Origin of the sequence: Thauera sp. SWB20 (genome assembly GCF_000831325.1) — a bacterium.
GTDB lineage: Bacteria > Pseudomonadota > Gammaproteobacteria > Burkholderiales > Rhodocyclaceae > Thauera > Thauera aminoaromatica.
This window is the reverse complement of the sequence record NZ_JTDM01000015.1, coordinates 124,382-148,751: the sequence shown is the minus strand read 5'-3', so window position 1 is coordinate 148,751 and position 24,370 is coordinate 124,382. Positions and strand designations below refer to the sequence as shown.

The window sequence follows — 24,370 nt, the reverse complement described above, 5'->3', positions numbered from 1 at the left end:
ATGTTGCGGCCCGACTCCGACGCGCCGGTGATCGCCGGTGAGCCCACGATCTTCGTCGTCGATGACGACGACAGCCTGCGCCGAGGCCTTGTGCGGCTCTTGCGTGCGGCCGGTTTCAAGGTCGAGGCTTTCGGTTCGGCGCCCGAATTCCTGCAACGCCTGCCCATCATCGAGCATGGATGCATGCTGCTCGACGTGCAGATGCCCGTCGTGACGGGGCCGGACCTGCACGGCGAACTGCTGGCGCGCGGCATCGCCTTGCCGGTCGTGTACCTCACGGCACATGGCGATCTGCCCACCGGCATCCGGGCAATGAAGAACGGCGCGGTCGATTTTCTGCAAAAGCCGGTAGACGAGTCCGTGCTGGTCGACACCCTGCGCGAGGCGCTTGCACGCCACGCCGTGCTGCAATCCAGGGACCAGCAGGTCGACGAGATCGCCGACCGTCTCGCGGCGCTCTCGGGCAGGGAGCGCGAGGTGCTCAAGCTCGTCATCGACGGCCGCCTCAACAAGCAGATCGCCGATGACCTGGGGATCTCGATCAAGACCGTCAAGGTCCATCGCGCCAATATGATGAAGACCATGGCCGTGCGGTCGGTGGCCGAGCTCGTGCATCTGTGCGAGCTGGCCTCGAGCGGATCGGGCGAGTGTCTCTTCGGCGCTCGCACGGGTCCGCGCTGCGCGCGCCGTGCCTGCCTGAATTCGGGCGGCCGTTGCGAAAGGGCGCCTCGCCCGCGGGCTTGACCCAGCCCAGGCCTGTGGCCTGGCCAGGCCGTGTCGAGCGATCTTGCCCACGCTGGGGATAGGACCAAGGTCCAATGGCGCGGTTTCGCCTCTGCCAATACCGTCGAGACACTCCGTCAACCGCTGCCCAGGGACTGTCATGGCGTCTGCGTTCTGCGTGTATGTCGTCGACGATGACGAATCCGTCCGCAAGGCACTGTCCAGGCTGCTGTGCGCCAGCGGATATCAGGTCAAGGCCTATGCCCAGGGCGAGCAGTTCCTCGCCGAGCTGGCGCCCGATGCGGTGGGCTGTCTTCTGCTCGACATGACGATGCCCAGGCTCTCCGGGCTGCAGACGCAGATCCGGATGCGCGAGTTGGGGCGCGACCTGCCGGTCGTCGCCGTGTCGGCACTCGACGACAACCAGGTCCGAGAGCGCGCCCGCGAGCTGGGCGCCAGTTTCTTCCTGCGCAAGCCGGTCGATGACCAGGCGCTGATGGACGCCATCGCCTGGGTCAGCGCCGGCGACGCCGGCACCCCGCGCGCCCTGCGCTAGGACCAAGGTCTAATGGCATGCGGGTGGGCCGGTCCGTAGAGTGGCAGCGAGCATTGCCGCGGGTGGGGCCTCGGCGCTCCAGAGCCCCCGCGGTGTCCGATTCCACAACTTCAGGAGGCAGCATGTTCGCCAAGCGCGCACTTTTCATTGCAGGGCTTCTTTTCGTGTCGGCGCAGCAGGCGTTTGCTGCCGACACCCGATTCATCGACAACATGCCCGAGCTGGTCAAGGACGCCGATCGGCCGGGAGCGATGATCTGGACAAAGCCGGGTCTCGACCGTTCGGCCTATACCAGGGTGATGATGGCGCCCGTGCAGATCTTCATCAGCCCGGATTCACCCTATCAGGGGATCGATCCGAACGAGATGAAGGTGCTGGCCGACAGTTTTCACGAGGCTCTGGTCAGGACGCTCGAGCCCGAGATCCCGGTGTTGAGTCAGGGCGGTCCGGGCGTGATCTACCTCCGTTCGGCGATCACCAACGTGAAGCTGAGCGAGCCCAAGCGCGGCCTGCTGAGCTACACGCCGGTGGGCTTCGTCGTGCATGCGGTCGCCAGTGCGACGGGCGCACGGGTGTCCATGAACGAGGCCGCACTCGAGGTCGAGATGCTCGACGCGGTCAGCGGCGAGCGCCTGGGCGTGCTCATCGACAAGGCCCCCAAGGCGCCTGAAGGTGACGCCCTGTCGTGGGACACGATCAAGAGCAACTTCACCTTCTACGCCGAGCGCTTCAAGGCGCGCATGCTGGCGGGCAAGTGAGGCAGGCGGGGCGAGCGGGCGCCCCGTGCCGTTCGAGCTTGGTTCGTGCGGCGCAGGTGCCCTTTTCCCCAGTGTCGGTTTTCAATTCGAGGACGCGTGATGTTGCGATCCAGTTTGGTGTTGGCGGCGTCGCTGTTTGCAGCGGGCGCCGTGCATGCGCAGGGGGCGCCTTCCGGCCAGGAGCCGGGCGGCGTGATGGTTGCCGAGAGCGTCGGGCAGCAGTTCGCACGCGATCGCCTGCTCGAGATGGCCAGGACGCTCGGCGCTGCCGAGCGCTTCAGCGTCTCGCTGAACGTCGCGTACGACGTCGTTCAGGACAATGGGCAAAAGATCGAGTTCGGTGAAATCCGCGAGCTCGAGGTTCAGCGCCCGGACAAGGTCCGCATCGCGGAGTCGGCGGGTGATGGCAGCCAGGATCTGATCCTGTTCGACGGCAAGTCGATCACGGTGCTGGACGGCGCGACGAGCGTGTTCGCGCAGGCGCCGCAGCCGGGCGACATCGATGCCTCGGTCAGGTATTTCGTCCGCGACCTGCAGATGCGCATGCCGCTCGCGCCCTTGCTGTTGACGGATTTTGCCGGCGAACTGCAGCGCCGGGTTCGCAGCATCGACTATGTGGGCCTGACCGACATTCTCGGCAAACCGGCCCACCACATTGCGGCCCGCACCGCGCAGGCCGATTTCCAGGTGTGGATCGCCGACGGCGAGCAGCCCACGCCCCTGCGCATCGTGATGACCTATCCGGCGTCGGAGGGACATCCGCAGTTCCGGGCCGATTTCTCCAAGTGGGATCTGGCGCCGAGCTTCGCCGCAGACCGCTTTGAATTCAAGCCGAGTGCGGATGCGCGGCAGATCATCTTCGCCGTCCAGCTCGTCGCGCCGCCTGACGCCGCCGAGTCCGCGGAAGGTGCCGTCACAGAAGGAGTCAAGCCATGAAAGCAGGCAAACAGGCGCGCGTGATGTCGATGGCGGTGCTTGCGCTCCTCGTCTCGGGCATGTTCGTGGTGCAGGACGTGCAAGCCCGCGAGACCAGGGCGGCCGGTGCATCCGCCCGGACTGCCGGCGCGCCGCAGGCGAGCAAGAGCTTTTCGCGTCAGGGAACTGCATCGGCAGGCAGCTTCGCCGGAAGCCGTTCGGCGACGGCCACGGTGTCCACACAGCCTCGCCAGGCACGACCGGCCGGCACGACCTCGGCCAATCAGGCTTCGCGCCAGAGCGCGGCCTCGAGCACCAGTTCGGCCAACCAGGCCGCGCGCCAAAGTGCGGCCTCGGGCACGAGTTCGGCGAACCAGGCGCAGCGCCAGAGTGCGGCGGCGGAAAACCAGCAGCAGCGCCAGTCGACCAGTTCGGCGAACCAGGCGCAACGCCAGCAGGCGTCGAACGAGAACGTCGAGACGCGCCAGGCCGGCGCGACGGCGCGGCAGCAGGCACGACCCGCATATCCGGCCGCCGCCTATCCGCCGGGCTACCGTCCGCCGGCAGCCGGCTACTATCCGCCCCCGCCGCCGGGCTACTACTACGACAACGACGATGACGACTGGGATGCCGGGTCGGCCGCCGTCGGCTTCATCGGGGGCGCTGTCGTTGGCGCGGTGGTGACGGACGCAGCGCACAGCAGCACGTCGACCTCCAGTGCGCCCCCGCCGCCGGCAAGCTCCGCCCCCGCGCCTGCGCCTGCGCCCGCTCCGGCGCCTGCGCCCGCCCCGGTGGCGGCGGCCGGGCTGCCATGTGCGCCCGACGTGAGCTCGGTCAATGGCGTCACCTACTACCGTTGCGGCGAGTCCTACTACATGCAGGCCTACGGGCCTTCGGGGCCGGTCTACATGCCGGTGCAGCCACCCGAGCAGGCGCCGGCGAAGTAGGTGTGCAGGTGTGAGTCCGGGACGGTGCGCCCACACGGGTGCCGTCCCGGACTGATCCACTGAATGTTGAAGATTCAGGAATCATGTGCATGAACGAATGCAAGGCGTACGCAGGCGCCGCGCGTGCGGTGCTGCCGACCCTGCTGGCGGTGCTTGGCCTGGCGATGAGCCCGGCTGCCAGCGCGGACTCTGATGCCGAACTGGCCATGAAAGCGCAAAACCCGATTTCCGCCATGATCAGCTTTCCTCTGCAGCTCAACTACGACGAGGGCTACGGCGCGACGGGAGACGGCAAGAAGTGGGTGCTCAATCTCCGGCCGGTGGTTCCCTTCGATCTCAACGAGGACTGGAACCTGATTTCGCGCACCATCGTGCCGCTGATCGATCAGGAGGACTTCGCCGCTGGCGGCACACTCGATGAGTCCGGTTTGGGCGACGTGCAGCAGAACCTTTTCTTTTCACCCAAGGCGCCGACCGCGGGCGGCTGGATCTGGGGCGTCGGCCCGGCGCTCCTGTTGCCGACCGCGAGTGACAAGGTGCTCGGAGGCGAGAAATGGGCGCTCGGGCCGACCGCGGTCGTGGTCAAGCAGGCGAACGGCTGGACCTACGGCGTGCTCGGCAACCACCTTTGGTCGGTGGCGGGTGAGGATGATCGGGACGACATCAGCGCGAGCCTGATTCAGCCTTTCTTCGGCTACACGACGCGCACCTCCACCACCTTCATGATCAACACCGAGTCGACCTACGACTGGAAGACCGAGACCTGGTCGGTGCCGGTCAACCTGATGGCGACGCAGATGCTGCGCGTCGGCGGGCAGCCGCTGACGCTGCAGGCGGGCGCGCGCTACTGGGCAGACAGCCCGGATGGCGGCCCGGACGGCTGGGGCTTCCGCTTTGCCGTGACCTTCCTGTTTCCGAAGTGATGGGCGCCTGTTCCATTTTTCAGCGGCCTGATGCCGCGCCAAACCAACCGATTACCTGAAGGAGCTCAATCCATGTACGCGAGAACCATTCCGACGACCATTCCCGCAGCCGGCAAGCTGATCCGGCTCGCCATGACGCTGCTGGCCTTCCTGGCGGTCGGCGCGGCTCACGCCGATTCCGCTCGCGAGATCGATGCCCATGCCGATGCAGCGCTGTCCGAGTTTCGCAGGACGGTGAAGGGGGCCGACGAGTATCTGGCCGCGGCGAAGGGGGTGCTGGTGATTCCCGAGGTCAAGAAGGTCGGCCTCGTGGTCGGCGGCCAGTGGGGCGACGGCGCCCTGCGAATCGGTGGGAAGACGGTCGATTACTACCGCCTGGCGGCCGCATCGGTGGGCTTCCAGGCCGGCGTCCAGCAGGCGAACTACCTGTTCATTTTCCTGACCGAGGCGGCCTTGAACGACTTCCGCACCGGCAAGGGCTGGGATGCCGGGATCGACGCGGGTGTAACGCTGATCGACGAGAGCGTGGGCGCATCGGTCGATACGCTCAAGGCCAAGTCGTCGGTCGTGGCCTTCATCTTCGGCAAGGAAGGCCTGATGGGCGGCTACTCGCTCAAAGGCCAGAAGCTGACCAAGTTCAAGCCGGAGTGATCGGCGGTCGATAGGGGCGCGCAGATGCCGCGGAGAGCTCTTTGCATTGCGGGGCGCGTCCTGCTCGTATTGCTGGTGTCGGGTGTAACGGCCTGGGGTGCCTTGGCCTTGTTGTATTCGAGTACCACCAACGCCCTGGCTAGCGCCGTGCTGGCCGGAGCGTTCCTTCTCTGCGGGCTGCTCACCGCCCTTGCCGTGGGCGCGCGGCGCCGGGCAAGGGCGGCCGTGACCGGCTTTGCCCTGCTGTTCGCCGTGCTGCTCGGATGGTGGAGCGGCATCGAGCCCGCCAACGATCGCGACTGGCAGCCTGACGTCGCCCGGCTCGCACATGCCGAGATCAATGGCGATCTGGTTACCGTGCGCAACGTGCGCAATTTCGCCTACCGCAGCGAGACCGACTACACGCCGCATTATTACGACCGGACCTACGACCTCGGCAAGCTGCGCTCGGTGGACCTGATCGCGGTGTACTGGATGGGGCCGGCCATTGCGCACACGATCCTGAGCTTCGGTTTCGAAGGTGGTGAACAGCTCGCCATCTCGATCGAGACGCGCAAGGAACGAGGCGAGACCTACTCCACCACGCGCGGCTTCTTCAAGCAGTACGAGCTCCATTACGTCGTGGCCGACGAGCGTGACGTGGTCCGCCTGCGTACCAGCTACCGCAAGGACCCGCCGGAGGATGTGTACGTTTATCGCCTGCACGGCCCGCTCGAGAATGGGCGGCGGGTGTTCCTGCAGTACATGCAGCGCATCAACGACCTCCAGGCGAAGCCCGAGTTCTACAACACCCTGATCGACAACTGCACGACCGGCATCTGGATGAACGCGCGCATCAATCCGGGCCATGTTCCGCTGTCGTGGAAGGTTTTCGCCAGCGGTTACCTGCCGGAGTATCTGCATGGCGTGGGCATGCTGGCGCCGGGGGTGCCATTCGCCGAACTGCAACGCCTGGGGTATATAAATCCGCGCGCACGGGCGGCAGGCGATGCGGAGGATTTCTCCCGCCTGATCCGTGTCGGCTTGCCCGGCCAGTAAGCGGGCGCGCATCGGGTGCGGCTTCGCCGCGCCCTGCAATCGATTGAATCGAAGGGGGAGTGATGGGAATGCGGCCGGGAAGGACATGGTGGGCGGGAACCTCGATCCTGAGCTTTGCAGTGGTCATCGTGCTGGGTTCTTCGATGGCGGTCGCGCGCGCCGGGGAGCGAGTCTCTGCCGAGCCGGCCAGGCCGAAGATCGGGCTGGTGCTCGCTGGCGGCGGCGCCAAGGGGGCCGCGCACGTCGGCGTGCTCAAGGTGCTCGAAGAGATGCGGATCCCGATCGACGTCGTGGTCGGCACCAGCATGGGCTCGATCGTCGGCGGGCTGTACGCGTCGGGCATGCGCCCGGACGACATCGAGCGCGCGATCCGGGAGATCGACTGGGTCGATGTGTTCGAGGATGCGCCGGATCGGGCCGATCGCTCCTTCCGGCGCAAGGCGGACGATGCCCTGTATGTGTTCAAGGCCAAGCCGGGCTTCAGCGACGGCAAGATCAAGTTGCCGCTGGCCGTGGTGCAGGGGCAGAAGTTCGACCTGGAATTGAACCGCCTGACCCAGGGTGTTTCCGCCGTCGGCGACTTCGACAAGCTGCCCATCCCCTTCCGCGCGGTGGCGGCCGACCTCGAGACCGGGGATCAGGTAGTGCTGAAGTCGGGCAGTCTTCCGCGTGCGCTGCGCGCGAGCATGGCGGTGCCCGGCGCCTTCTATCCGGTCGAGATGGATGGGCGCCTGCTCGTCGATGGCGGTATCGCGAACAACATCCCGATCAGCGTGGCGCGCGAGCTGGGGGCCGACGTGGTGATCGTGTCGGAACTCGGCACGGAGATGTTGACGCGCGACGAGATCGAGTCCGGCCTCGACGTCGCGGCACAGATGGTGAATTTCCTCTTCGTCATCAATTCGCGCCAGCAGCTCAGGACGCTGGCGGAGGACGACGTCCAGATCTCGGTCCAGTTGGGCGACATCGGCGCCGGCAGCTTCGGCCGGATCCGCGAAGCGATTCCGCTCGGCGAGCAGGCCGCGAGGGGCGCAGCGGACAAGCTGAACCGCTACGCACTCGCCGAGCCGGATTACCGGCAGCATGTGGCCGCGCGAAGCCAGCCGGGAGCGGGGCCGCGGCAGGTCGACTTCGTTCGCATTGAGAACCAGTCGGGCGTCAGTGACGAGGTCATCGCCGCGCACCTCTCGGTAAAGGTTGGCGAGCCGCTCGATGTGGCCGAGCTCGAGCACAACATCCAGCAGATCTATGGCCTCGAGATCTTCGAGTCGGTGCGTTATGCACTGGTCGAGGAGGATGGCAAATCCGGTGTCGTCGTGCAGGCGAAGGAGAAATCGTGGGGCCCCGGCTACCTGCAGACGGGCCTGATCACCTCGAGCAATTTCGAGGGCGACGCGGTGTTCCGGCTGGGCCTGACCTACACGCGCACGGCGATGAACCCGCTCAACGGAGAATGGCGCACCGGCCTGCAGATCGGCGACGAGCCGGGCCTGTTCACCGAGATCTTCCAGCCCTTCGACCCCGGTGCGCGCTATTTCGGCTTTGCAAGGGCCGGCTACCAGACCCGCAACGTGAATACCTTCGACGACGACGACAACAAGATCGCGGAGATGCGCGTGAGGGGGTTCGGTGCGGAACTGGGCGTCGGCCGGCAGTTCGGGACCTGGGGCGAGGTGAGGCTGGGATACCTGCGGCGTACGGGCGACATCGAGGTCGGGATCGGGGCACCGATGCCGGCACGGGATTTCGAGACCGGCGAGGTGTTCCTGCGGCTGACCGACGACAAGCTCGACAGCCTGTACTTCCCGCGCACCGGCCACGCTGCCCGCGCCGAGTGGCGGATGTCGCGCCGCGACCTGGGGGCCGACACCGACTTCGATCAGGCGGACTACGGCTTCCTGCTCGCCAACTCCTGGGGGCGCCACACGCTGCTCGGCGGCCTGGAGGTGAAGGCGACCATCGACGGCACCGCCCCTGTGCAGAGCCAGCAACGCCTCGGCGGCTTCCTGCGCCTGTCCGGGTTCGAGGAGGGACGGCTGAGCGGGCAGCAGTCCGGCCTCGCGCGCCTGATCTACATGCGCCGGATCAACGATATCCAGCAGTTCAAGGCCTATGCGGGCGCCAGCCTGGAGGCGGGCAATGTGTGGGCGGACAGCGGCGACATCTTCGGCGGCGACCACATCGTCGGCGGCAGCCTGTTCATCGGTGCCGATACGCCGATCGGACCGCTGTATTTCGCGTACGGCCATAACGACTCGGGCAAGGGCAGCGTCTACCTTTACCTCGGGCCCTTGTTCAGCTTCTAGCGCGATCGAGCGGGGCGGATACGCCGAGGATCGAGGTGTGGACGATGCCTGGAGGGATGGAAAATGCTGAATAAAGGTATTCAGTGGCTGTCTGTCTGCTCCTTGCTCTTCGCCCTCGCCTGGGCGGCGGCGGCCGGCGCGGCGGACGTCCGCACGCAGGGTCCCGAGGCGGACGACGAGGTCAGCGTGGAGGTCGTCGTCGACGGTGCGGTGCTGTTCAGGGTCCGCGGCACGTCGGCCTTTCCCGCCGAAAAGCGCGCCCAGTTGGTCGCCGAGCGCATCGTCGCGCTCGCCGCCGACCCCGGCTTCAAGCGCGAGGATCTGCGCATCGACGAGTCGCAACCCGGTGTGGCGCAGGTCATGGCGGGGAACACGCGCATGATGGCCATCCATGCTGCCGACGCGGAACTCGAGGGGGTCGATGCGCGTACGCTCGCCACGACGGTCGTCCACCGTGTCGGCGAAGCGGTCGAGGTCTGGCGGCATGATCGCCTGCCGGCGACTCTGGTGCGCAACGGGCTGTACGCGGTCGGCGCGACGCTTGCCCTTGGGCTGGGGTTCTGGGTGGGAGCGCTGCTCATGCGCCGTTGGCGCCGGTTCACCGAGCAGCGCATCGGCACCCGGATCCACGACGTCAAGGTCTTCGGCTTCCGGGTAGTCGGCGCCCGGCAGATGTGGGCGGCGCTCACCAGCGTGCTGAACCTGCTGTGGCTCGCGGCCGTGCTGGTGGCTCTCCATGTCTATTTCGGCTCCGTGCTGCTGCTGTTTCCGTGGACCCGCGGCTTCGCCATCGACCTCATCGCCCTGGTCGTCAAGCCGCTGCGCACCTTCGCGGTCGGCTTGGTCGCGGCGCTGCCGGATCTGATCTTCCTCGCGGTGCTTTTCGTCCTGGTCCGCTATGCGCTGAGGCTGATCAAGCACTTTTTCGACAATGTGGGGGCGGGCCGCCTCACCCTCGCGGACTTCGAGCCGGACTGGGCCCTGCCGACGTATCGCCTCGTCAAGGTGCTGCTGATCGCCATCGCCGCCGCGGTCGCCTATCCCTACATCCCGGGGTCGGACTCCGATGCCTTCAAGGGCATGTCCCTGCTGCTGGGGGTGATCGTCTCGCTGGGTTCGTCGTCGGTGATCGGCAACATCATCGCCGGCTACACGATGACGTATCGCCGGGTGTTCAAGCTGGGTGATCGCGTGCGGATCGGGGAGTACATCGGCGACGTGCATGAGGCCCGCCTGCTCGTGACCCATTTGCGCACGCTGAAGAACGAGATCGTGGCGATCCCCAATTCGATGATCCTCGGCAGCGAGGTGGTCAATTACAGCAAGCTGGCGGGCAAGATGGGGCTGATCCTGCACACGAACGTCGGCATCGGCTACGAGACGCCGTGGCGTCAGGTGGAAGCCATGCTGCTCGAGGCCGCGGCGCGCACGTCCGGTCTGCTGCGCGAGCCGCCGCCTTTCGTGATTCACCAGAAGCTGGGCGACTTCTGCGTCGACTATGAGATCAACGCCTACTGCAAGGACGCGCACGCCATGTACGGCCTGTACAACGTGCTGCACCGCAACATCCTCGACGTCTTCAACGAGTATGGCGTGCAGATCATGACTCCGGCCTACGAGGGCGATCCGGACGAGCCGAAGCTCGTGCCGCGCGAGCGGTGGTATGCGGCGCCTGCGCAGCCTACTGCCGCGGCTACCGGAGCGCCGAACGCCGTGCCACTGCAACACGAGGACAACAGATGAGCCACTGGAGTGCGCCGCAGGCGGACGCTGACGGCGATCGCGCGTATTTTTCTCCCGTACTGGGCGGTCCGCTGTTCAGGCTGTTCTGCCGTACTCATCTGTCGACCGACGAGCTCCTGCTCCTAAGGCGCAGGATCGTCGTTGTTGCGTTCGTTGCCTGGCTGCCGCTGCTGCTGCTGTCGGTCATCGAGGGCAGGGCGGTGGGGGCGGGCGTTCCTGTCCCGTTCTTCTACGACTTCGCGGTTCACATCCGGTTTATGGTGGCGCTGCCCTTGTTGTTCGTCGCCGAGTTCGTGGCGCACCAGCGCCTGCGCCCGGTGGTAAAGGCCTTCGAGGCGCGAGGCCTGATTCCCTTCGATGCCCGCGAGTGCTTCGATACCGCCCTCGGCTCGGCCTTCAAGGCGCGAAACTCGGTGGTCGCGGAGCTGGTGATCATTGCGCTGGTGTATGCCGTGGGCGTTCTGGTGGTGTTGAAGCACTACGTCCCGATCGACGGCACGACCTGGTTCTCGGAACTGTCACCGGGCGGCGCCGAACTGTCGATGGCGGGCCTCTGGTACGGTTTCGTGAGCCTGCCCATCTTCCAGTTCCTGATGCTGCGCTGGTACTACCGGGTCTTCATCTGGGCGCGCTTCATGTGGCAGGTGTCGCGCCTCCCGCTCCGCCTGGTACCGACCCACCCGGACCGCGCCGGCGGTCTCGGTTTCCTTGCCCATTCGATCAGCGCGTTCGCGCTGCTGGCCCTGGCGCATAGCGTCGTGCTTGCCGGCCAGTTGCTCAATCGCATCGTGCATCGCGGCGCCAGCCTGCCCGATTTCGCGCTCGAGATTGGTGCGATGGTGGTGGTTTTGCTGCTGCTGGCGCTGGCGCCGCTGGCGGTGTTCGCCGGGCAACTCGCGCAACTGAGGCGGACGGGGCTCGACGAGTATGGCGTCCTCGCGCAGCGCCTGGCCGGCGAGTTCGACACCAAGTGGGTGCGCGGCGGCGCCCCGGCCGACGAGCCGCTCCTGGGCAGCCCGGATATCTCGGCCCTTGCCGACATGGGGGGCAGCTACGAGGTCATCGAGAACATGCGCTCGGTGCCGATCGCCCCCGAGGCGCTGATCCCGCTGGTGGTGGCGATCCTGCTGCCGATGCTTCCGCTCACCCTCACCATGATGCCGCTCGACGCGCTGGTGAAGGCGTTGGTCGGCCTGATGTTCTGAGACTGGGAAGCGAGCTCTCGGAGAGCAAATCCGGCACTGAACTGTGCCGGATTTGCTCTTCTCCTACTTCGTCGGTTGGGCGACCGGGAACTTCCAGGTGCCGTCGATGATTTCCTTGCGCGGCTGATACATGCGGACGATGTAGTTCCAGCCCGGGGTGATCGGCACATTGTTGAGCGCATCGGTGCCAGCGCCGAAGTGGATGGTCACGCTCCCGTCCTGGTTCTTCTTGGCCGTCACGTTGTTGTGCGAGTAGACGTTCTGGTCGTTCTTCTCCATGAAGCCGTCTTTGTTGTAAACGGTGATGGACCAGAAGCCATCGACAGGCACGTCCTTGACCGTGACCGAATGGGGCGTCTTGCCGTCGTTCTCCGCAGGCACAACGTTGTCGTAAATGGCGGCTTCTTCCGGATTCCCGCCCCAGCCGAAGGCCGTGCCGAGCAGGTGGCTGATCGGATCGAGCTTGGCCTTGTCACCGAACATGCCCTTGGCGCTGGTCCGGGTCGCCGCCAGAACGTTGATGGCATCGCGGACCTTCTTCAGTGAGGCCTCATCCCATTCCGGAATCTCGAACTTCCCTGGGGCCGCCTGCTTCACCACGATCTTGTCCTGCAGGGCGTTGGCCGCTTTGATATCAGTCGGGTCGTTTGAATCGACGAAGGTGCGGAAGAGCACGATCATGTAGCGCGTGCCCATCTTCTCCTGGGTGAAGGTGAACTCGCCCGCGCCGTGCTCTGCGGGCAGCATCGAGTGGTCCTGGTTGATGACCAGCATCGATTGGAATCGCCCCCCGGTTTCCGGCTTGACGATGGTGACCGGTGCGGAGAGGTCGAAGACGCCGGCGGAATACAGCGTGTCGCGATTCATGCGAATCACGTCCTGCCTGTCGATCGGCACGGGCATGCGGATGTGGATGAGTTTGCCCAGCGCGCCCTGCCTGACGTAGCGGTCGAGCGTCATGTCGGTCTCGGCGCGCACGAAGCTGTCCACCGTGACCTTCTCCGCCGCGAAACCGGCGCCTGGGTCGAGTCCCATGATTCCAGTGACTGCGGCGATCATCAGGTATCTGTTCATGCTCGTAAGTCCCTTCCCGGCTGGTTTGCGGAGCGTTGGCGTCCCGTTCAGAAGCGTACGCCGACCCGCACGCCTGCGATGTAGGCGGTGTCCAGGTCTTCGAAGCCGGGTGCGCTCGCGTTGAACACCTTGTTCAGCCCTTGGGAGACGACCTGCAGGCTGGGAGTGATGCTCAGCCAGGGGGTGATCGAGGCCTTGTAGTACAGCTCGACGACGTCTTCGTGATCGAGGCCGAGGTTGAAGCGATCGCGCAGGTAGGGCACGAAGTGGTCGCTGAACTCGGTGCGCGCCCAGCCGAGGCCGAAGTCGTCGTTCGGCCGGCCCGGCACCACGCCCTTGCCGACCAGCCCGAGCGAGTAGCTGTAGCGGATCGGGTTCGCCTTGCCGTCACTTACGCCGACGCTGAAGAAGGTGCCGATGCCGCGCTTCGGGTCACCCGCGGGCTGCCAGACGAACTGTTCGAAGCTGTAGACGGCGGCCCAGGTTTCGCTTTCCTTGTTCAAGGGGTCGGGGGGAATCTTGGCGGCCACGGGATGCGCGTCGAGGATCTCGCTGAGGATCGGGCCGGGGTTGCCGAGGCGCGGGAAGTGCGCGGTGAGCAGAAGTCCGGCGATGTTGGACGGATCCTGGACGAGCGAGGTGCGGTCCTTGTTGCTCCAGGCGACGGTCAGGTTCTGGTGGCCCGGGAGGCCCCAGGGCCGGATCTTCAGGTCCGCGCTGGCGAGCGCCATGATGCCGTCGTCGAAGGCATTGCTCAGGTTGTCGTTCTTGATCGTGCCGTTCGCATCCAGCACCATGCCGGCCAGCGTCACGTCGTGCGAGGGCAGGTACAGCGCGCCGATCCCATACGCCGACAGCGGAACCATGGCGAGCGCGAGTGGCATGTTTATGCCCGTGTTCTGGAAGCCGGTGGTGTAGTCGCCATGCAGCACGTTGGTCGGCGCGATGGCGTTGATCTTGCCCAGGAACACGCCGAAATGCTGGCTGAGGAACTGCGTGTAGGTGATCTCCTGCACGCCGGTGTCCGGGGTGATGGTCGGCAGCATCCACGACAGGTTGGCCGGCACGATGGCGCCGGTTTCCTTCAGCAGCGTGTCGCCGAAGCTGGTCACGGTCTGGAGCTTGAAGAAGCCGCCGGGCCACAGCCCCAGCTTCTGCGTATCCACGTTGAGGGTGAGGATCGCGTTGCCCCAGTCGCCGCTGGCGCTGTCGCGCCCGCCGCTGGTGATCTTCTGCGGCATCCAGTACACGTCCATGTCGAGGACGACCCCCTTCTTCGCCATGTCGTCGCGCGCACCGCCCCAGTTGCCGGTCAGGCGGGCGCGGGATTCGAGATCGCCGCCCCAGGTGTCGGGCGTGTCGTAGGGCATGGCCTGCAGCGGCATGGACGTGCCGAGCGCGGAGATCAAGGCGCCGAGTCCAAGGGTTTTCTTCATTTTTCCGGTCTCTTTTTCAGGTTGTCCATGGGGCGGCAGGGCCTTGCCCGACCGCCCCGGAAGGGGCCAGATCAGCGTGCGAGTCAGAGGTCGTGCACCGCGGGGGTCGCCACCCAGCCGCCATCCACGCCGCCCGGCAGCATCTGGCCGACGTCCTCGCCGACTTCCTCGTCGATCAGCCGGTTGAGCTTGTCGTTCATCATGAGCAGCAGCGCGGCGTTCTTGACCGGGTCCTGGGCAAGGTTGTCGACTTCGTCCGGGTCGTTCTGGAGGTCGAACAGCTCGACGTCGTTGAGTGCGAACAGCTCGTCGATCGATGTCGGCCGGTTGTGCTGCTTGGGCGAAAAGTAGCGGGTGAACTGGTAGCGGCCGTCGAACACGCTGCGGATCGCGCCGCGCTTGCTCAGGTCGGGGCGCAGGCCGGATTCCTTGATCTTCGCCGCGCCACCCGGCTGTGCAAGGAGCGCGCTGGCCTTCTGCAGGAAGCTGCCGTCCAGCGAGGCGAACATGTTGAAGCAGTACAACTGCCCGTCGCGCACGGTGTCGACGTTCGCCTGTTCCGGCGCGGCGAGCACGGGCGAGAAGTCCTTGCCCGGCAGCGTCTGGGCGATTGCCGCCTTTGTCTCCGGGCTCGCGTTGGTGAGCGCGATCAGGGTCGGCGCGAGGTCGAGGTGGGTGGTCACGGCCTTGCAGCGCTTGCCCCCCGCAAAGGCCGGATGCGCCACGATCAAGGGCACGTTGTTCTGCTCGCGATAGGAGGTGGCACCCTTGCCGGTCATCTGGTGTGCGCCACCGAGTTCGCCGTGGTCCGAGGTCAGGATGACGATGGTGTTCGAAGCCAGCCCGCGGTCCTCCAGTTCGTCGAGCAGCGTCATGATGTGACGGTCGACGTCCTGCAAGGCGTTCAGGTAGAAGTTGTGGCGCTTGCGCCAGCGCCATTCCTCGTTCGTCGGGATCACGCCGGTCATGACGTCGTTGCCGATGGTGTGGTCGATGTGCGCGGCGGGGCGTCCGGGGGCGTCGATCGGCTGCTTGAAGCTGGCGGGAAGGTCGATGTCCCACTGCTTCTTGTACATCGCGTGCTCCGGATCGCCGGCGAGGTGGGTCAGATGGTGCTTGCCCTGCACGGGCTGGCCGGGCTCGTCGGTGTTGTAGAACATCACGTCGTGCGGGTTGACCAGGTTCACCGCGAGGAACCACGGCTTCTGCTGCTCGGCGAGCTCCGCGGCCTTGCTGCGCAACCAGCTCGCCGCGGCGGCGGCGATCAAGCCGTCGTGCAGGTAGCCGCCCTGAGTGTGCGCGATGATGTCGCCGACGCCGAGGTAGTCGGAAAAGCCGTAGGCCTCCATCTCCTTGGTGAAGATCTTCTGCGGCGCCGCGAGCGTGTTGTCGGTCTCGAACTCGCGGGTCAGGTGCCACTTGCCCTTGTAGGCGGTGTAGTAGCCGGCCTCGCGCATCATGTGCCCGAGCGTCTTGATGTCGGTGGACATGCTGCTGATCCAGGGGAAGTTCGTGTTGTCGAACATCCTGGTCTGCTGGATGTGGCGGCCGGTGTAGATCACCGAGCGCGAGGGGGTGCACACGCAGGAGTTGATGCGGTGGTTCTCGAACACCACACCATTCTTGGCCAGGCGCTCGCGTGCCGGAAGCGTATAGCCGGCGGGCAGTTCGTCAGGGCGGAAGTAACGCTCCTGATCGGTAAGGATGAACACGATGTTGTACGGTGCGCCTTGTCCTTGTCCTTGCTCGACGATGCTCATGACGCCAGCCTCCAGTGTGATCTGTCGGTCCATCTTAGGAGAAGGCCATGGGCCTGACGATGGGACCAAGGTCTAATTCACCCTTGCCGACGGACGGGTTAGGGTTGGCGTCGTGGGTATCGTGGGATGTTCCTGCCAGGGAGCTGGTCATGCGCGCTGCCCGGAGATGAAGACCGCTCGCCAGGCGAAGGAACGCGCAGATGCAAACGAACCTGTCCCAATATCACCTGCTGGCCAAGCCCGCGGGCGCCGCGTGCAACCTGGGGTGCCAGTACTGCTTTTTCCTGTCGAAGGAAAACCTGTACCACGGTGATAGCCACCTCATGGACGAGGCCACGCTCGACCGCTATATCCGGCAGTTGATGGAGTCCTCGCTCGGGCCGCAGGTCGATGTCGCGTGGCAGGGCGGTGAGCCGATGCTGCGCGGGCTGGATTTCTACAAGCGCTCGGTGGAGCTTGCCGCGCGTTACCGGAAGCCTCATCAGCAGATCCTCCACACCATCCAGACCAACGGCACACTGATCGACGATGCGTGGGCGCGCTTCTTCAAGCGGCACAACTATCTGGTCGGAATCAGCATCGACGGGCCGCGCGCCATGCACGACGCCTATCGTGTCACCAAGAAGGGCGAGGGCAGCTTCGACGAGGTGGTTCGCGGCTGGAATCTGCTGCGCAAGCATGGGGTGGATGTGAACATCCTGTGCACCGTCCATGCGGCCAACCAGGATCATCCGCTCGAGGTCTACCGCTTCTTCCGTGACGAGCTGCAGGCGGAGTACATCCAGCTCATTCCCATCGTCGAGCGCGCGACACCCGACACCCTCGCCGTCGCCAACCAGGGCTGGGGCGGGCTCAAGGGCACGGATCGTCCGCTCTACCGGCAGGAAGGCAGCCTGGTCACCGAGCGTACCGTGAATGCGGAGAAGTTCGGGCAGTTCCTCAACGGCATCTTCGACGAATGGGTCCGGCGCGACGTCGGCAAGGTCTATGTGACGACCTTCGACATCGCCCTCGGCAGCTGGCTCGGGCACCACAACGCCTGCATCGTCTCGCCCACCTGCGGCGAAGCGCTGGCGCTGGAGCACAACGGCGACGTCTATTCCTGCGACCACTTCGTCGAGCCCGATCACCTGCTCGGCAACCTCAAGGACACGCCGCTGGGCGGTCTGGTCAGGTCGGAAAAACAACGCCGCTTCGGCCAGGCCAAGTACGACACCCTGCCCAGGTACTGCCGGGAATGCCCGGTGCTGTTCGCCTGCTACGGCGAATGCCCACGCAACCGCTTCATCCGCACGCCCGACGGCGAGCAGGGGCTGAACTACCTGTGCGCGGGCTACAAGGGCTTCTTCACCCACATCGACCCGGCGATGAAGACCATGGCGAGCCTGCTCAGGCAGGGGCGCTACGCCGACGAGATCATGGACCTCGCGGGCGCCACGCCCTGAGACCCTCGCCCAGCGACGGCCGGCCCGACTGGGACCAAGGTCCAATGGCGCCGGCATGGCCGGCGCCTACACTGCCTGAGCACAACGCCCTCACTGTTGGGCAACAAGGCGGCGCCACCTTACGTTCATGCAAGGAGTTCGATGATGAGCAAGCAGGACAGGAAACCCCGTACCCATCTTCCGATGCGGAACACCGCGCCGGCGCGCTTCGTTTCGTATGACGCCAAGGATCCGGACACGGTCACCACCCCGATCGAGCAACTGCGTCCGCCCGAGGGCGCGCCGAACGTGCTGATCGTGCTCATCGACGACTGCGGCTTCGGCGCGCCCAGCACCTTCGGCGGCCCCTGCGCCACGCCCTTTGCCGACAAGCTGGCCGCGGGCGGCCTGCGCTACAACCGCTTTCACACCACCGCGATCTGCTCGGCCACGCGCCAGTCCCTGCTCACCGGCCGCAACCACCACAACGCCGGCATGGCCGGCATCACCGAGATCGCCACCGGCCAGCCGGGCTACTCCTCGGTGCTGCCCAACTCCATGGCGCCGCTGGCCAAGACGCTCAAGCTCAACGGCTACAACACCGCGCAGTTCGGCAAGTGTCACGAGGTGCCGGTGTGGCAGTCGAGCCCGGTCGGCCCCTTCGACCAGTGGCCCACGGGCGGTGGCGGCTTCGAGTACTTCTACGGCTTCATCGGTGGCGAGGCGCACCAGTGGTATCCCGCGCTCGTCGAGGGCACCACCCCGGTCGCGCCGCCGAAGACGCCCGAGGAGGGTTACCACCTGATGGAGGACATGACCGACAAGGCCATCGGCTGGATCCAGCAGCAGAAGGCCCTCTCGCCCGACAAGCCCTTCTTCGCCTATTTCGCGCCCGGCGCCACCCACGCGCCGCACCACGTGCCCAAGGAATGGGCCGACAAGTACAAGGGCAAGTTCGACGCGGGCTGGGATGTGCTGCGCGAGGAGACCTTCGCCCGCCAGAAGAAGCTCGGCGTCATTCCTGCCGACTGCGAACTCACTGCCCGGCCCAAGGACGTTCCCGGCTGGGACGACATGCCCGAGGCGTTCAAGCCGGTGCTGCGTCGGCAGATGGAGGTCTATGCGGGCTTCCTCGAGTTCACCGACCATCACGTGGGCCGCCTGTTCGAGGCGATCGAGAATCTCGGCATCGCCGACGACACGCTGGTGTATTACATCATCGGCGACAACGGCGCCTCGGCCGAGGGCTCGTTCAACGGCTGCTTCAACGAGATGAGCTACTTCAACGGCCTGCAGTCCCTCGAGACCGCCGAGTACCTGACGGAGCGGATCGACAAGCTCGGCGGGCCGGAGTCGTACAACCACTTCGCGGTGGGTTGGGCGCATGCGCTGAACACGCCCTACCAGTGGACCAAGCAGGTCGCCTCGCACTTCGGCGGCACGCGCAACGGCACCATCGTGCACTGGCCGAAGGGCATCCAGGCCAAGGGCGAGTTGCGCACGCATTTTGCCCACGTGATCGACGTCGCGCCGACCATCCTGGAGGCGGCGGGCATTCCCGAGCCGGTCTCGGTCGATGGCATCCAGCAGGACCCGATCGATGGGGTCAGCATGCTGAAGACGTTCAACGACGCCGGGGCGCCGGAAGTCCACGAGACGCAGTACTTCGAGGTCATGGGCAACCGCGCCATCTATCACAAGGGCTGGACTGCGGTGACCAAGCACTACACGCCGTGGATTCCGAACGTGAAGCCCGCGCTCGACGACGACGTCTGGGAGCTCTACGACACCACCACGGACTGGGCGCAGTCCAAGGACCTGTCGAAGGAGATGCCGGACAAGCTGCGCGAACTGCAGCGCCTGTGGATCATCGAGGCGACGCGCAACAAGGTGCTGCCGATCGATGACCGGATGTTCGAGAAGATAAATCCGGACACCGCCGGCCGGCCGACGCTGGTGAAGGGCAAGACCCAGCTCCTGGCCGGTGGCATGAGCCACCTGGGCGAGAACTGCGTCCTCAACCTCAAGAACAAGTCGCACTCCGTCACCGCAGCGATCGTGGTCCCGCAAGGCGGGGCAGAGGGCGTCATCATCGCGCAGGGCGCCGATATCGGCGGCTGGAGCCTGTATGCCAAGGGCGGCAAGCTCAAGTACTGCTACAACTGGGGCGGCTTCAAGCACTTCATGATCGAAGGCGCTTCGGTCATGGCTCCGGGCGAGCATCAGGTGCGCATGGAGTTCGCCTACGCCGGTGGCGGCCTCGGCAAGGGCGGCAAGGTGACGCTGTACGTCGATGGCCAGAAGGACGGCGAAGGTGAAGTCGGCGCAACGCTGGCGATGATCTTCTCCGCCGACGACGGTCTGGATGTCGGCAAGGACGGCGGCTCGGCGGTATCGCCGGACTACAAGCCTGGCAACAATTCCTTCAACGGCAAGGTGAAGGGCGTGCAGCTCGCGATCGACGAGGCCGCGGAAGACCTGGATCACCTGCTCGATCCGGCGGACGTCATCCGCATGGCGATGGCCCGTCAGTAAGGGCCTGCCGGCCCGCAGCCTGCACGGGCTGCCAGTCAGCCAAGCGGCGTCGCTGTGATCGCGACGCCGCTTGCACGTTCAGCAGCCAGTTTGCATCATGCCTGCGCCACCATGCCGCTGTGGCGCAGCAGCGCGTCGACCCTGGGCTCGCGGCCGCGGAAGGCCTTGAAGGATTCCAGCGCCGGGCGGCTGCCGCCCACCGCCAGGATCTCGCGCCAGAAGCGCTCGCCGGTCTCGGGGTCGAGCAGGCTGCCCTTGCCGGCGCCGGCTTCCTCGAAGGCGGCGAAGGCGTCGGCCGACAGTACCTCGGCCCACTTGTAGCTGTAATAGCCCGCCGCGTAGCCGCCGGCGAAGATGTGCGAGAAGCTGTGCGGGAAGCGGTGCCAGGCGGGCGGGATCATCACTGCGACTTCGCGGCGCACCTCGTCGAGCAGGGCCATCACGCGCTCGATTGCGACCGGGCCGGCAGAGGCCTCCACCTCGCCGTGCAGGCGCAGGTCGAACATCGAGAACTCGAGCTGGCGCACGGTCTGCATGCCGCTCTGGAAGTTCTTGGCGGCGATCATCTTGTCGTACAGCGCGCGCGGCAGCGGCTCGCCGGTATCGACGTGCGCGGTCATGCCCTGCAGCACGTCCCACTCCCAGCAGAAGTTCTCCATGAACTGGCTGGGCAGCTCGACCGCATCCCACTCCACGCCGTGAATGCCGGACACCGCGAGCTCGTCCACCTGGGTGAGCAGGTGGTGCAGGCCGTGGCCACACTCGTGGAAGAGGGTGAGCACGTCGTCGTGGGTGAAGGTGGCCGGTTTGCCACCCACCGGGCCGGGGAAGTTGCACACCAGGTAGGCCACCGGCGTGTCGCTGCCCCAGGTGTTGCGGTGGCGGCTGCGTGCCGAATCCATCCACGCGCCGCCGCGCTTGGTGCTGCGCGCATGCAGGTCGAGGTAGAAGTGGCCGACGAGTTCCGGACCGTTCGCGCCTTCCTTCTCGATGCGGAAGAAGCGCACGTCCGGGTCCCAGCTCGGCGCCTCGTCGGGCAGGATGTCGACGCGGTAGAGCGCGCGGATCACGCCGAACAGGCCGTCGAGCACCTTGGGCTCGGGGAAGTACTGCTTCACCTCCTGGTCGGAGTAGGCGTAGCGCTTCTCGCGCAATTGCTCGGAGGCGTAGGCCACGTCCCAGGGTTCGAGGGTGTCTAGGCCCAGCTCGGCCTTGGCGAAGGCCTTGAGCTCTTCCAGGTCCTTCTCGGCGAAGGGCTTGGCCTTGGCGGCGAGGTCGCGCAGGAAGCCGAGCACCTGCTCCGGCGTGTCGGCCATCTTGGGCACCAGCGACACCTCGGCGAAGTTGCGATAGCCGAGCATGCGCGCTTCTTCGTCGCGCAGCGCGAGGATGCGGCCGATCAGCGGGCCGTTGTCGAGTTCCGGGTTGCCGAGCTCGGAGGCGCGGGTGGCGTAGGCGCGGTACATGCGCGCGCGCAGCTCGCGATCGTCGGCGTACTGCATCACCGGCAGGTAGGAGGGCATCTGCAGGGTGAACTTCCAGCCTTCCTTGCCCTCGGCCTCGGCGGCGGCGCGGGCGGCCTGGCGTGCGTCGTCGGGGATGCCGGATAGGCCGGATTCATCGGTGATCCACTCGGCGTGGGCGTTGGTGGCGTCGAGCAGGTTCTCGGAGAACTTGGCGGCGAGCTGGGATTGCTCTTCCTGGATCTCCTGGAAGCGCGGCTTCTGCGCGTCGGGCAGCTCGGCGCCGGAGAGGCGGAAGTCGCGCAGCGCGTGCTCGAGGATGCGCTGGCGCACCGGAGACAGGGTGACGAACTCGGGGCTGTCGTGCAGGGCCTTGTACTTCTCGAACAGCGCGAGGTCTTGCCCGACCTCGGCATAGAAGCGCGAGATCTCGGGCAGCATCGCGTTGTAGGCCTCGCGCCACTCGGGCACGTCGAACACGCTGTGCAGGTGGCCGACCACGCCCCAGGCGCGGCCGAGGCGCTCGCCAGCCTCTTCCATCGGAGCGACGAAGCCGTCCCAGCTCGGGGTCGCGGGGTCGGCGGTGAGGCGTTCGATGAGCGCACGATTCTCGTCGATGAGGCCGCGGATCGCGGGCTCGACGTGCTCGGGCCGGATGTCGGCGAAGCGCGGCATGCCGGCGAAGTCGAGCAGGGGATTGGCGTTGGGAGTGGACGTGGAAATGGACGTGGAAATGGACGTGCTGTCGTGCATCTTCGACCTTGTCTGTTCGTTCCGGCCTCGCCGGGCAAGGCGGCTATTCTGCCGCAAAAAAGACGGCGGGCGCCGCGTACGACGCCCGCCGCCGCCTGAACTGCGTGTTCTCAGCGGACCACGTCGCGATAGGCGTGCCAGGTGGCGTGACCCACCAGCGGCAGCAGGACGGCCATGCCGATCATCATGGTGGCGAAGCCGATGCCGACCAGGACGACGATCAGCAAGGCCCACAGCATCATCGTGTCGAAATTGGTCTGCACCGCGCGCAGGCTGGTCATCGCCGCAGTGATGGTGTCGGTGTCGCGGTCCAGCACCATCGGAATCGCGATCGCGGAGAGCGTGAACACGACGATCGCCAGCACGGCGCCGACGACGACGTAGGCGGCGAGGAAGTACAGGTTGTCGCCCGACCCCAGGATGCCGCTGACGAAGTTCGTCACGTTGCTGACCTCGCCCCGATAGAACAGCGCGAAGAGGATGGCCGAGATGCGCTCCCAGGCGATCAGTGCGATGGCGAGGAAGGCGCCGAACATCGCGAGACCGTCGGCACTGCGGACGAGCCCCCGTACCGATGCGGCGAAGGAGACCTTCTCTCCCTTCTCGTGGTGACGCGAAATCTCGTACAGACCCGCAGCCGCGATCGGGCCGACCAGCATGAATCCCGAGATCGCCGCCATGAACAGATAGGGCTTGTCCGCCGCGTAGGACAGGATCAGGTAGCCGATCGCAGCCAGGATCACGCCGTAGGAGAGGCTTGCGGCGAGGTTCTCGCGCATGTCGTTCCAGCCCATGCGCAGCCACTGCAGCGGCCGCTCCGCGCCGACGGAGCGGATCTGGGGCAGGTTGAAATGTTGATCCAGCGAGTCGTAGGGCTTGTCCATGATCGTCTCCGCAGGTTCTTCGTTATGTTTGACGTGTCGTCCGAGGATGGGATCGACGCGCATGGAAAAGTGCGCGTGATGCCTCGGGCGGTCGTGTTCTTAGAATAGGACAGGCGCGAAGAGTTCGCGAATGAGAGCTATTCTTTATCCAGATAGGGCGTGGCTATGCTGCGCGCGGCGCGGTCCCCAGCAGCGGGCGGCTCGGGTTCGTGAAACCTGCGGCCGATTCGGATGGACGCAGAAAGGAACAAGGGGCACCCCGTGGGGCGCCCCTTGTCGACGTCCTGTGCGCCCGCGGCGCTCAGTCCAGCTTGCGGCCGGTCAGGCGTTCGTAGGCCTCGCGGTATTTGGCCGCGGTGTGCTCGATGACCTCGGCGGGCAGCTTCGGTGCCGGCGGCGCCTTGTTCCAGTCCAGCGTCTCCAGGTAGTCGCGCACGTACTGCTTGTCGAAGGAGGGCGGGCTGATGCCCTCGCGGTAGCCGTCCGCCGGCCAGAAGCGCGAGGAGTCGGGGGTCAGCGCCTCGTCGATCAGGTGCAGCGTGCCGGCGGCGTCGATGCCGAACTCGAACTTGGTGTCGGCGATCAGGATGCCGCGGGTCGCGGCGAACTCGGCCGCCTCGGAATACAGCGCGATCGCCGCGGCGCGCGCCTCGTCGGCGAGCTGGGCGCCGGTCTTGCCGGTGCCGGCCAGCGCGTCCTTCATCAGCGCCTCGCAGCGCGCCTGCGCCTGCGCGAAGGAGATGTTCTCGTCGTGCTCGCCCATGTCGGCCTTGGACGAGGGCGTGAAGATCGGCGCCGGCAGCTTCGCCGCCTGCTGCAGGCCCGCCGGCAGCGCGATGCCGCAGATCGCGCCGGTGGCCTGGTAGTCCTTCCAGCCCGAGCCGATCACGTAGCCGCGCACCACCGCCTCGATCGGCAGCGGCTTCAGGCGCTTGACCACCAGCGCGCGCCCGCGCACCTGTTCGCGCTCGTTTTCGGCGACGACGGTTTCGGGGTCGATGCCGGTGAGCTGGTTGGGCAGGATGTGGCCGAGCCGGTCGAACCAGAAGTTCGCCAGCGCCACCAGCACACGGCCCTTGTCGGGAATCGGGTCGGGCAGGATCACGTCGAAGGCCGACAGGCGATCGCTGGTCACGATCAGCAGTTTGTCGGCATCGACGGCATAGATGTCGCGCACCTTGCCGCGGCCGAGCAGCGGCAGGCTCTGGATGGAAGTCTCGAAAATGGGCGTCGCCACGGTGGGGCCTCGGGTTGCTGGCAAAGCCGGGATTATAGG

Annotated in this window: 19 protein-coding genes; 13 read left to right on the top strand and 6 right to left on the bottom strand. The window is 66.1% G+C overall.

Going from position 1 to position 24,370, the window contains the following annotated elements; translation table 11 throughout:
* The 11 genes from PO78_RS06770 to PO78_RS06720 all read left to right on the top strand — a co-directional run bounded on the left by PO78_RS06770 (position 1) and on the right by PO78_RS06720 (position 11,765).
* Positions 1–744: a response regulator transcription factor gene (locus PO78_RS06770; protein WP_052484381.1), complete on the top strand. Its 744-nt coding sequence runs from the start codon at positions 1–3 to the stop codon at positions 742–744.
* Between the two features lie 139 nt (positions 745–883).
* The gene (locus tag PO78_RS06765; RefSeq protein ID WP_012585027.1) at positions 884–1,279 is read left to right on the top strand and encodes a response regulator transcription factor; all 396 of its coding nucleotides are present in this window, start codon (positions 884–886) and stop codon (positions 1,277–1,279) included.
* Positions 1,280–1,401: 122 nt separating this feature from the next.
* Entirely contained in the window at positions 1,402–2,037 is a 636-nt protein-coding gene (locus tag PO78_RS06760; RefSeq protein WP_043742852.1) for a DUF3313 domain-containing protein, read from the top strand.
* Positions 2,038–2,136: 99 nt separating this feature from the next.
* The gene (locus tag PO78_RS06755; RefSeq protein ID WP_052484380.1) at positions 2,137–2,973 is read left to right on the top strand and encodes a DUF2092 domain-containing protein; all 837 of its coding nucleotides are present in this window, start codon (positions 2,137–2,139) and stop codon (positions 2,971–2,973) included.
* A complete protein-coding gene (locus PO78_RS06750) occupies positions 2,970–3,899 on the top strand; it encodes a hypothetical protein (protein ID WP_043742851.1) in 930 nt (309 codons plus the stop codon). The genes PO78_RS06755 and PO78_RS06750 overlap by 4 nt, the downstream gene beginning before the upstream one ends.
* 89 nt (positions 3,900–3,988) lie before the next feature.
* On the top strand, positions 3,989–4,822 hold the full coding sequence (locus PO78_RS06745; protein WP_043742849.1) for a hypothetical protein: 834 nt from the start codon (positions 3,989–3,991) through the stop codon (positions 4,820–4,822).
* Between the two features lie 72 nt (positions 4,823–4,894).
* Positions 4,895–5,473, top strand: coding sequence for a YSC84-related protein (locus PO78_RS06740; RefSeq protein WP_052484379.1), 579 nt, complete (start codon positions 4,895–4,897; stop codon positions 5,471–5,473).
* Positions 5,474–5,698: 225 nt separating this feature from the next.
* On the top strand, positions 5,699–6,511 hold the full coding sequence (locus PO78_RS06735; protein WP_231570640.1) for an Lnb N-terminal periplasmic domain-containing protein: 813 nt from the start codon (positions 5,699–5,701) through the stop codon (positions 6,509–6,511).
* A gap of 128 nt (positions 6,512–6,639) precedes the next feature.
* On the top strand, positions 6,640–8,817 hold the full coding sequence (locus tag PO78_RS06730) for a patatin-like phospholipase family protein (protein WP_231570639.1): 2,178 nt from the start codon (positions 6,640–6,642) through the stop codon (positions 8,815–8,817).
* 102 nt (positions 8,818–8,919) lie between these two features.
* Positions 8,920–10,560 (top strand): mechanosensitive ion channel family protein, encoded by a 1,641-nt coding sequence (locus PO78_RS06725; protein ID WP_156147785.1) that lies wholly within the window; start codon positions 8,920–8,922, stop codon positions 10,558–10,560.
* On the top strand, positions 10,557–11,765 hold the full coding sequence (locus PO78_RS06720) for a hypothetical protein (protein WP_043742845.1): 1,209 nt from the start codon (positions 10,557–10,559) through the stop codon (positions 11,763–11,765). The genes PO78_RS06725 and PO78_RS06720 overlap by 4 nt, the downstream gene beginning before the upstream one ends.
* Positions 11,766–11,828: 63 nt before the next feature.
* On the opposite strand, the gene PO78_RS06715 is transcribed toward PO78_RS06720, so the two are convergent.
* The 3 genes from PO78_RS06715 to PO78_RS06705 form a co-directional block, all read right to left on the bottom strand.
* On the bottom strand, positions 11,829–12,839 hold the full coding sequence (locus PO78_RS06715; RefSeq protein ID WP_012585037.1) for a DUF1214 domain-containing protein: 1,011 nt from the start codon (positions 12,837–12,839) through the stop codon (positions 11,829–11,831).
* 47 nt (positions 12,840–12,886) lie between these two features.
* Complete coding sequence (locus PO78_RS06710) at positions 12,887–14,275, bottom strand: carbohydrate porin (RefSeq protein ID WP_012585038.1); 1,389 nt, start codon at positions 14,273–14,275, stop codon at positions 12,887–12,889.
* Positions 14,276–14,358: 83 nt separating this feature from the next.
* Positions 14,359–16,035 (bottom strand): sulfatase-like hydrolase/transferase, encoded by a 1,677-nt coding sequence (locus PO78_RS06705; RefSeq protein WP_012585039.1) that lies wholly within the window; start codon positions 16,033–16,035, stop codon positions 14,359–14,361.
* Between the two features lie 200 nt (positions 16,036–16,235).
* Between PO78_RS06705 and PO78_RS06700 the strand changes: the two genes are divergently transcribed.
* Together PO78_RS06700 and PO78_RS06695 are read left to right on the top strand one after the other, a co-directional pair.
* Positions 16,236–17,480 carry an anaerobic sulfatase maturase gene (locus tag PO78_RS06700; protein WP_043742844.1) on the top strand — a complete coding sequence of 415 codons (1,245 nt, stop codon included), beginning with the start codon at positions 16,236–16,238 and terminating at the stop codon, positions 17,478–17,480.
* Positions 17,481–17,624: 144 nt separating this feature from the next.
* Positions 17,625–19,994, top strand: coding sequence for an arylsulfatase (locus tag PO78_RS06695; RefSeq protein WP_156147784.1), 2,370 nt, complete (start codon positions 17,625–17,627; stop codon positions 19,992–19,994).
* A gap of 95 nt (positions 19,995–20,089) precedes the next feature.
* Here PO78_RS06695 and PO78_RS06690 read toward each other — a convergent pair whose 3' ends face one another.
* From PO78_RS06690 to PO78_RS06680, 3 genes are all read right to left on the bottom strand, one after another.
* Positions 20,090–22,210: a M3 family metallopeptidase gene (locus tag PO78_RS06690; RefSeq protein ID WP_052484376.1), complete on the bottom strand. Its 2,121-nt coding sequence runs from the start codon at positions 22,208–22,210 to the stop codon at positions 20,090–20,092.
* Positions 22,211–22,320: 110 nt separating this feature from the next.
* Positions 22,321–23,094 carry a DUF2189 domain-containing protein gene (locus tag PO78_RS06685; RefSeq protein ID WP_043742840.1) on the bottom strand — a complete coding sequence of 258 codons (774 nt, stop codon included), beginning with the start codon at positions 23,092–23,094 and terminating at the stop codon, positions 22,321–22,323.
* A 301-nt stretch (positions 23,095–23,395) separates the two neighbouring features.
* Positions 23,396–24,331, bottom strand: coding sequence for a phosphoribosylaminoimidazolesuccinocarboxamide synthase (locus PO78_RS06680; RefSeq protein WP_043742839.1), 936 nt, complete (start codon positions 24,329–24,331; stop codon positions 23,396–23,398).
* Positions 24,332–24,370: the final 39 nt, after the last annotated feature.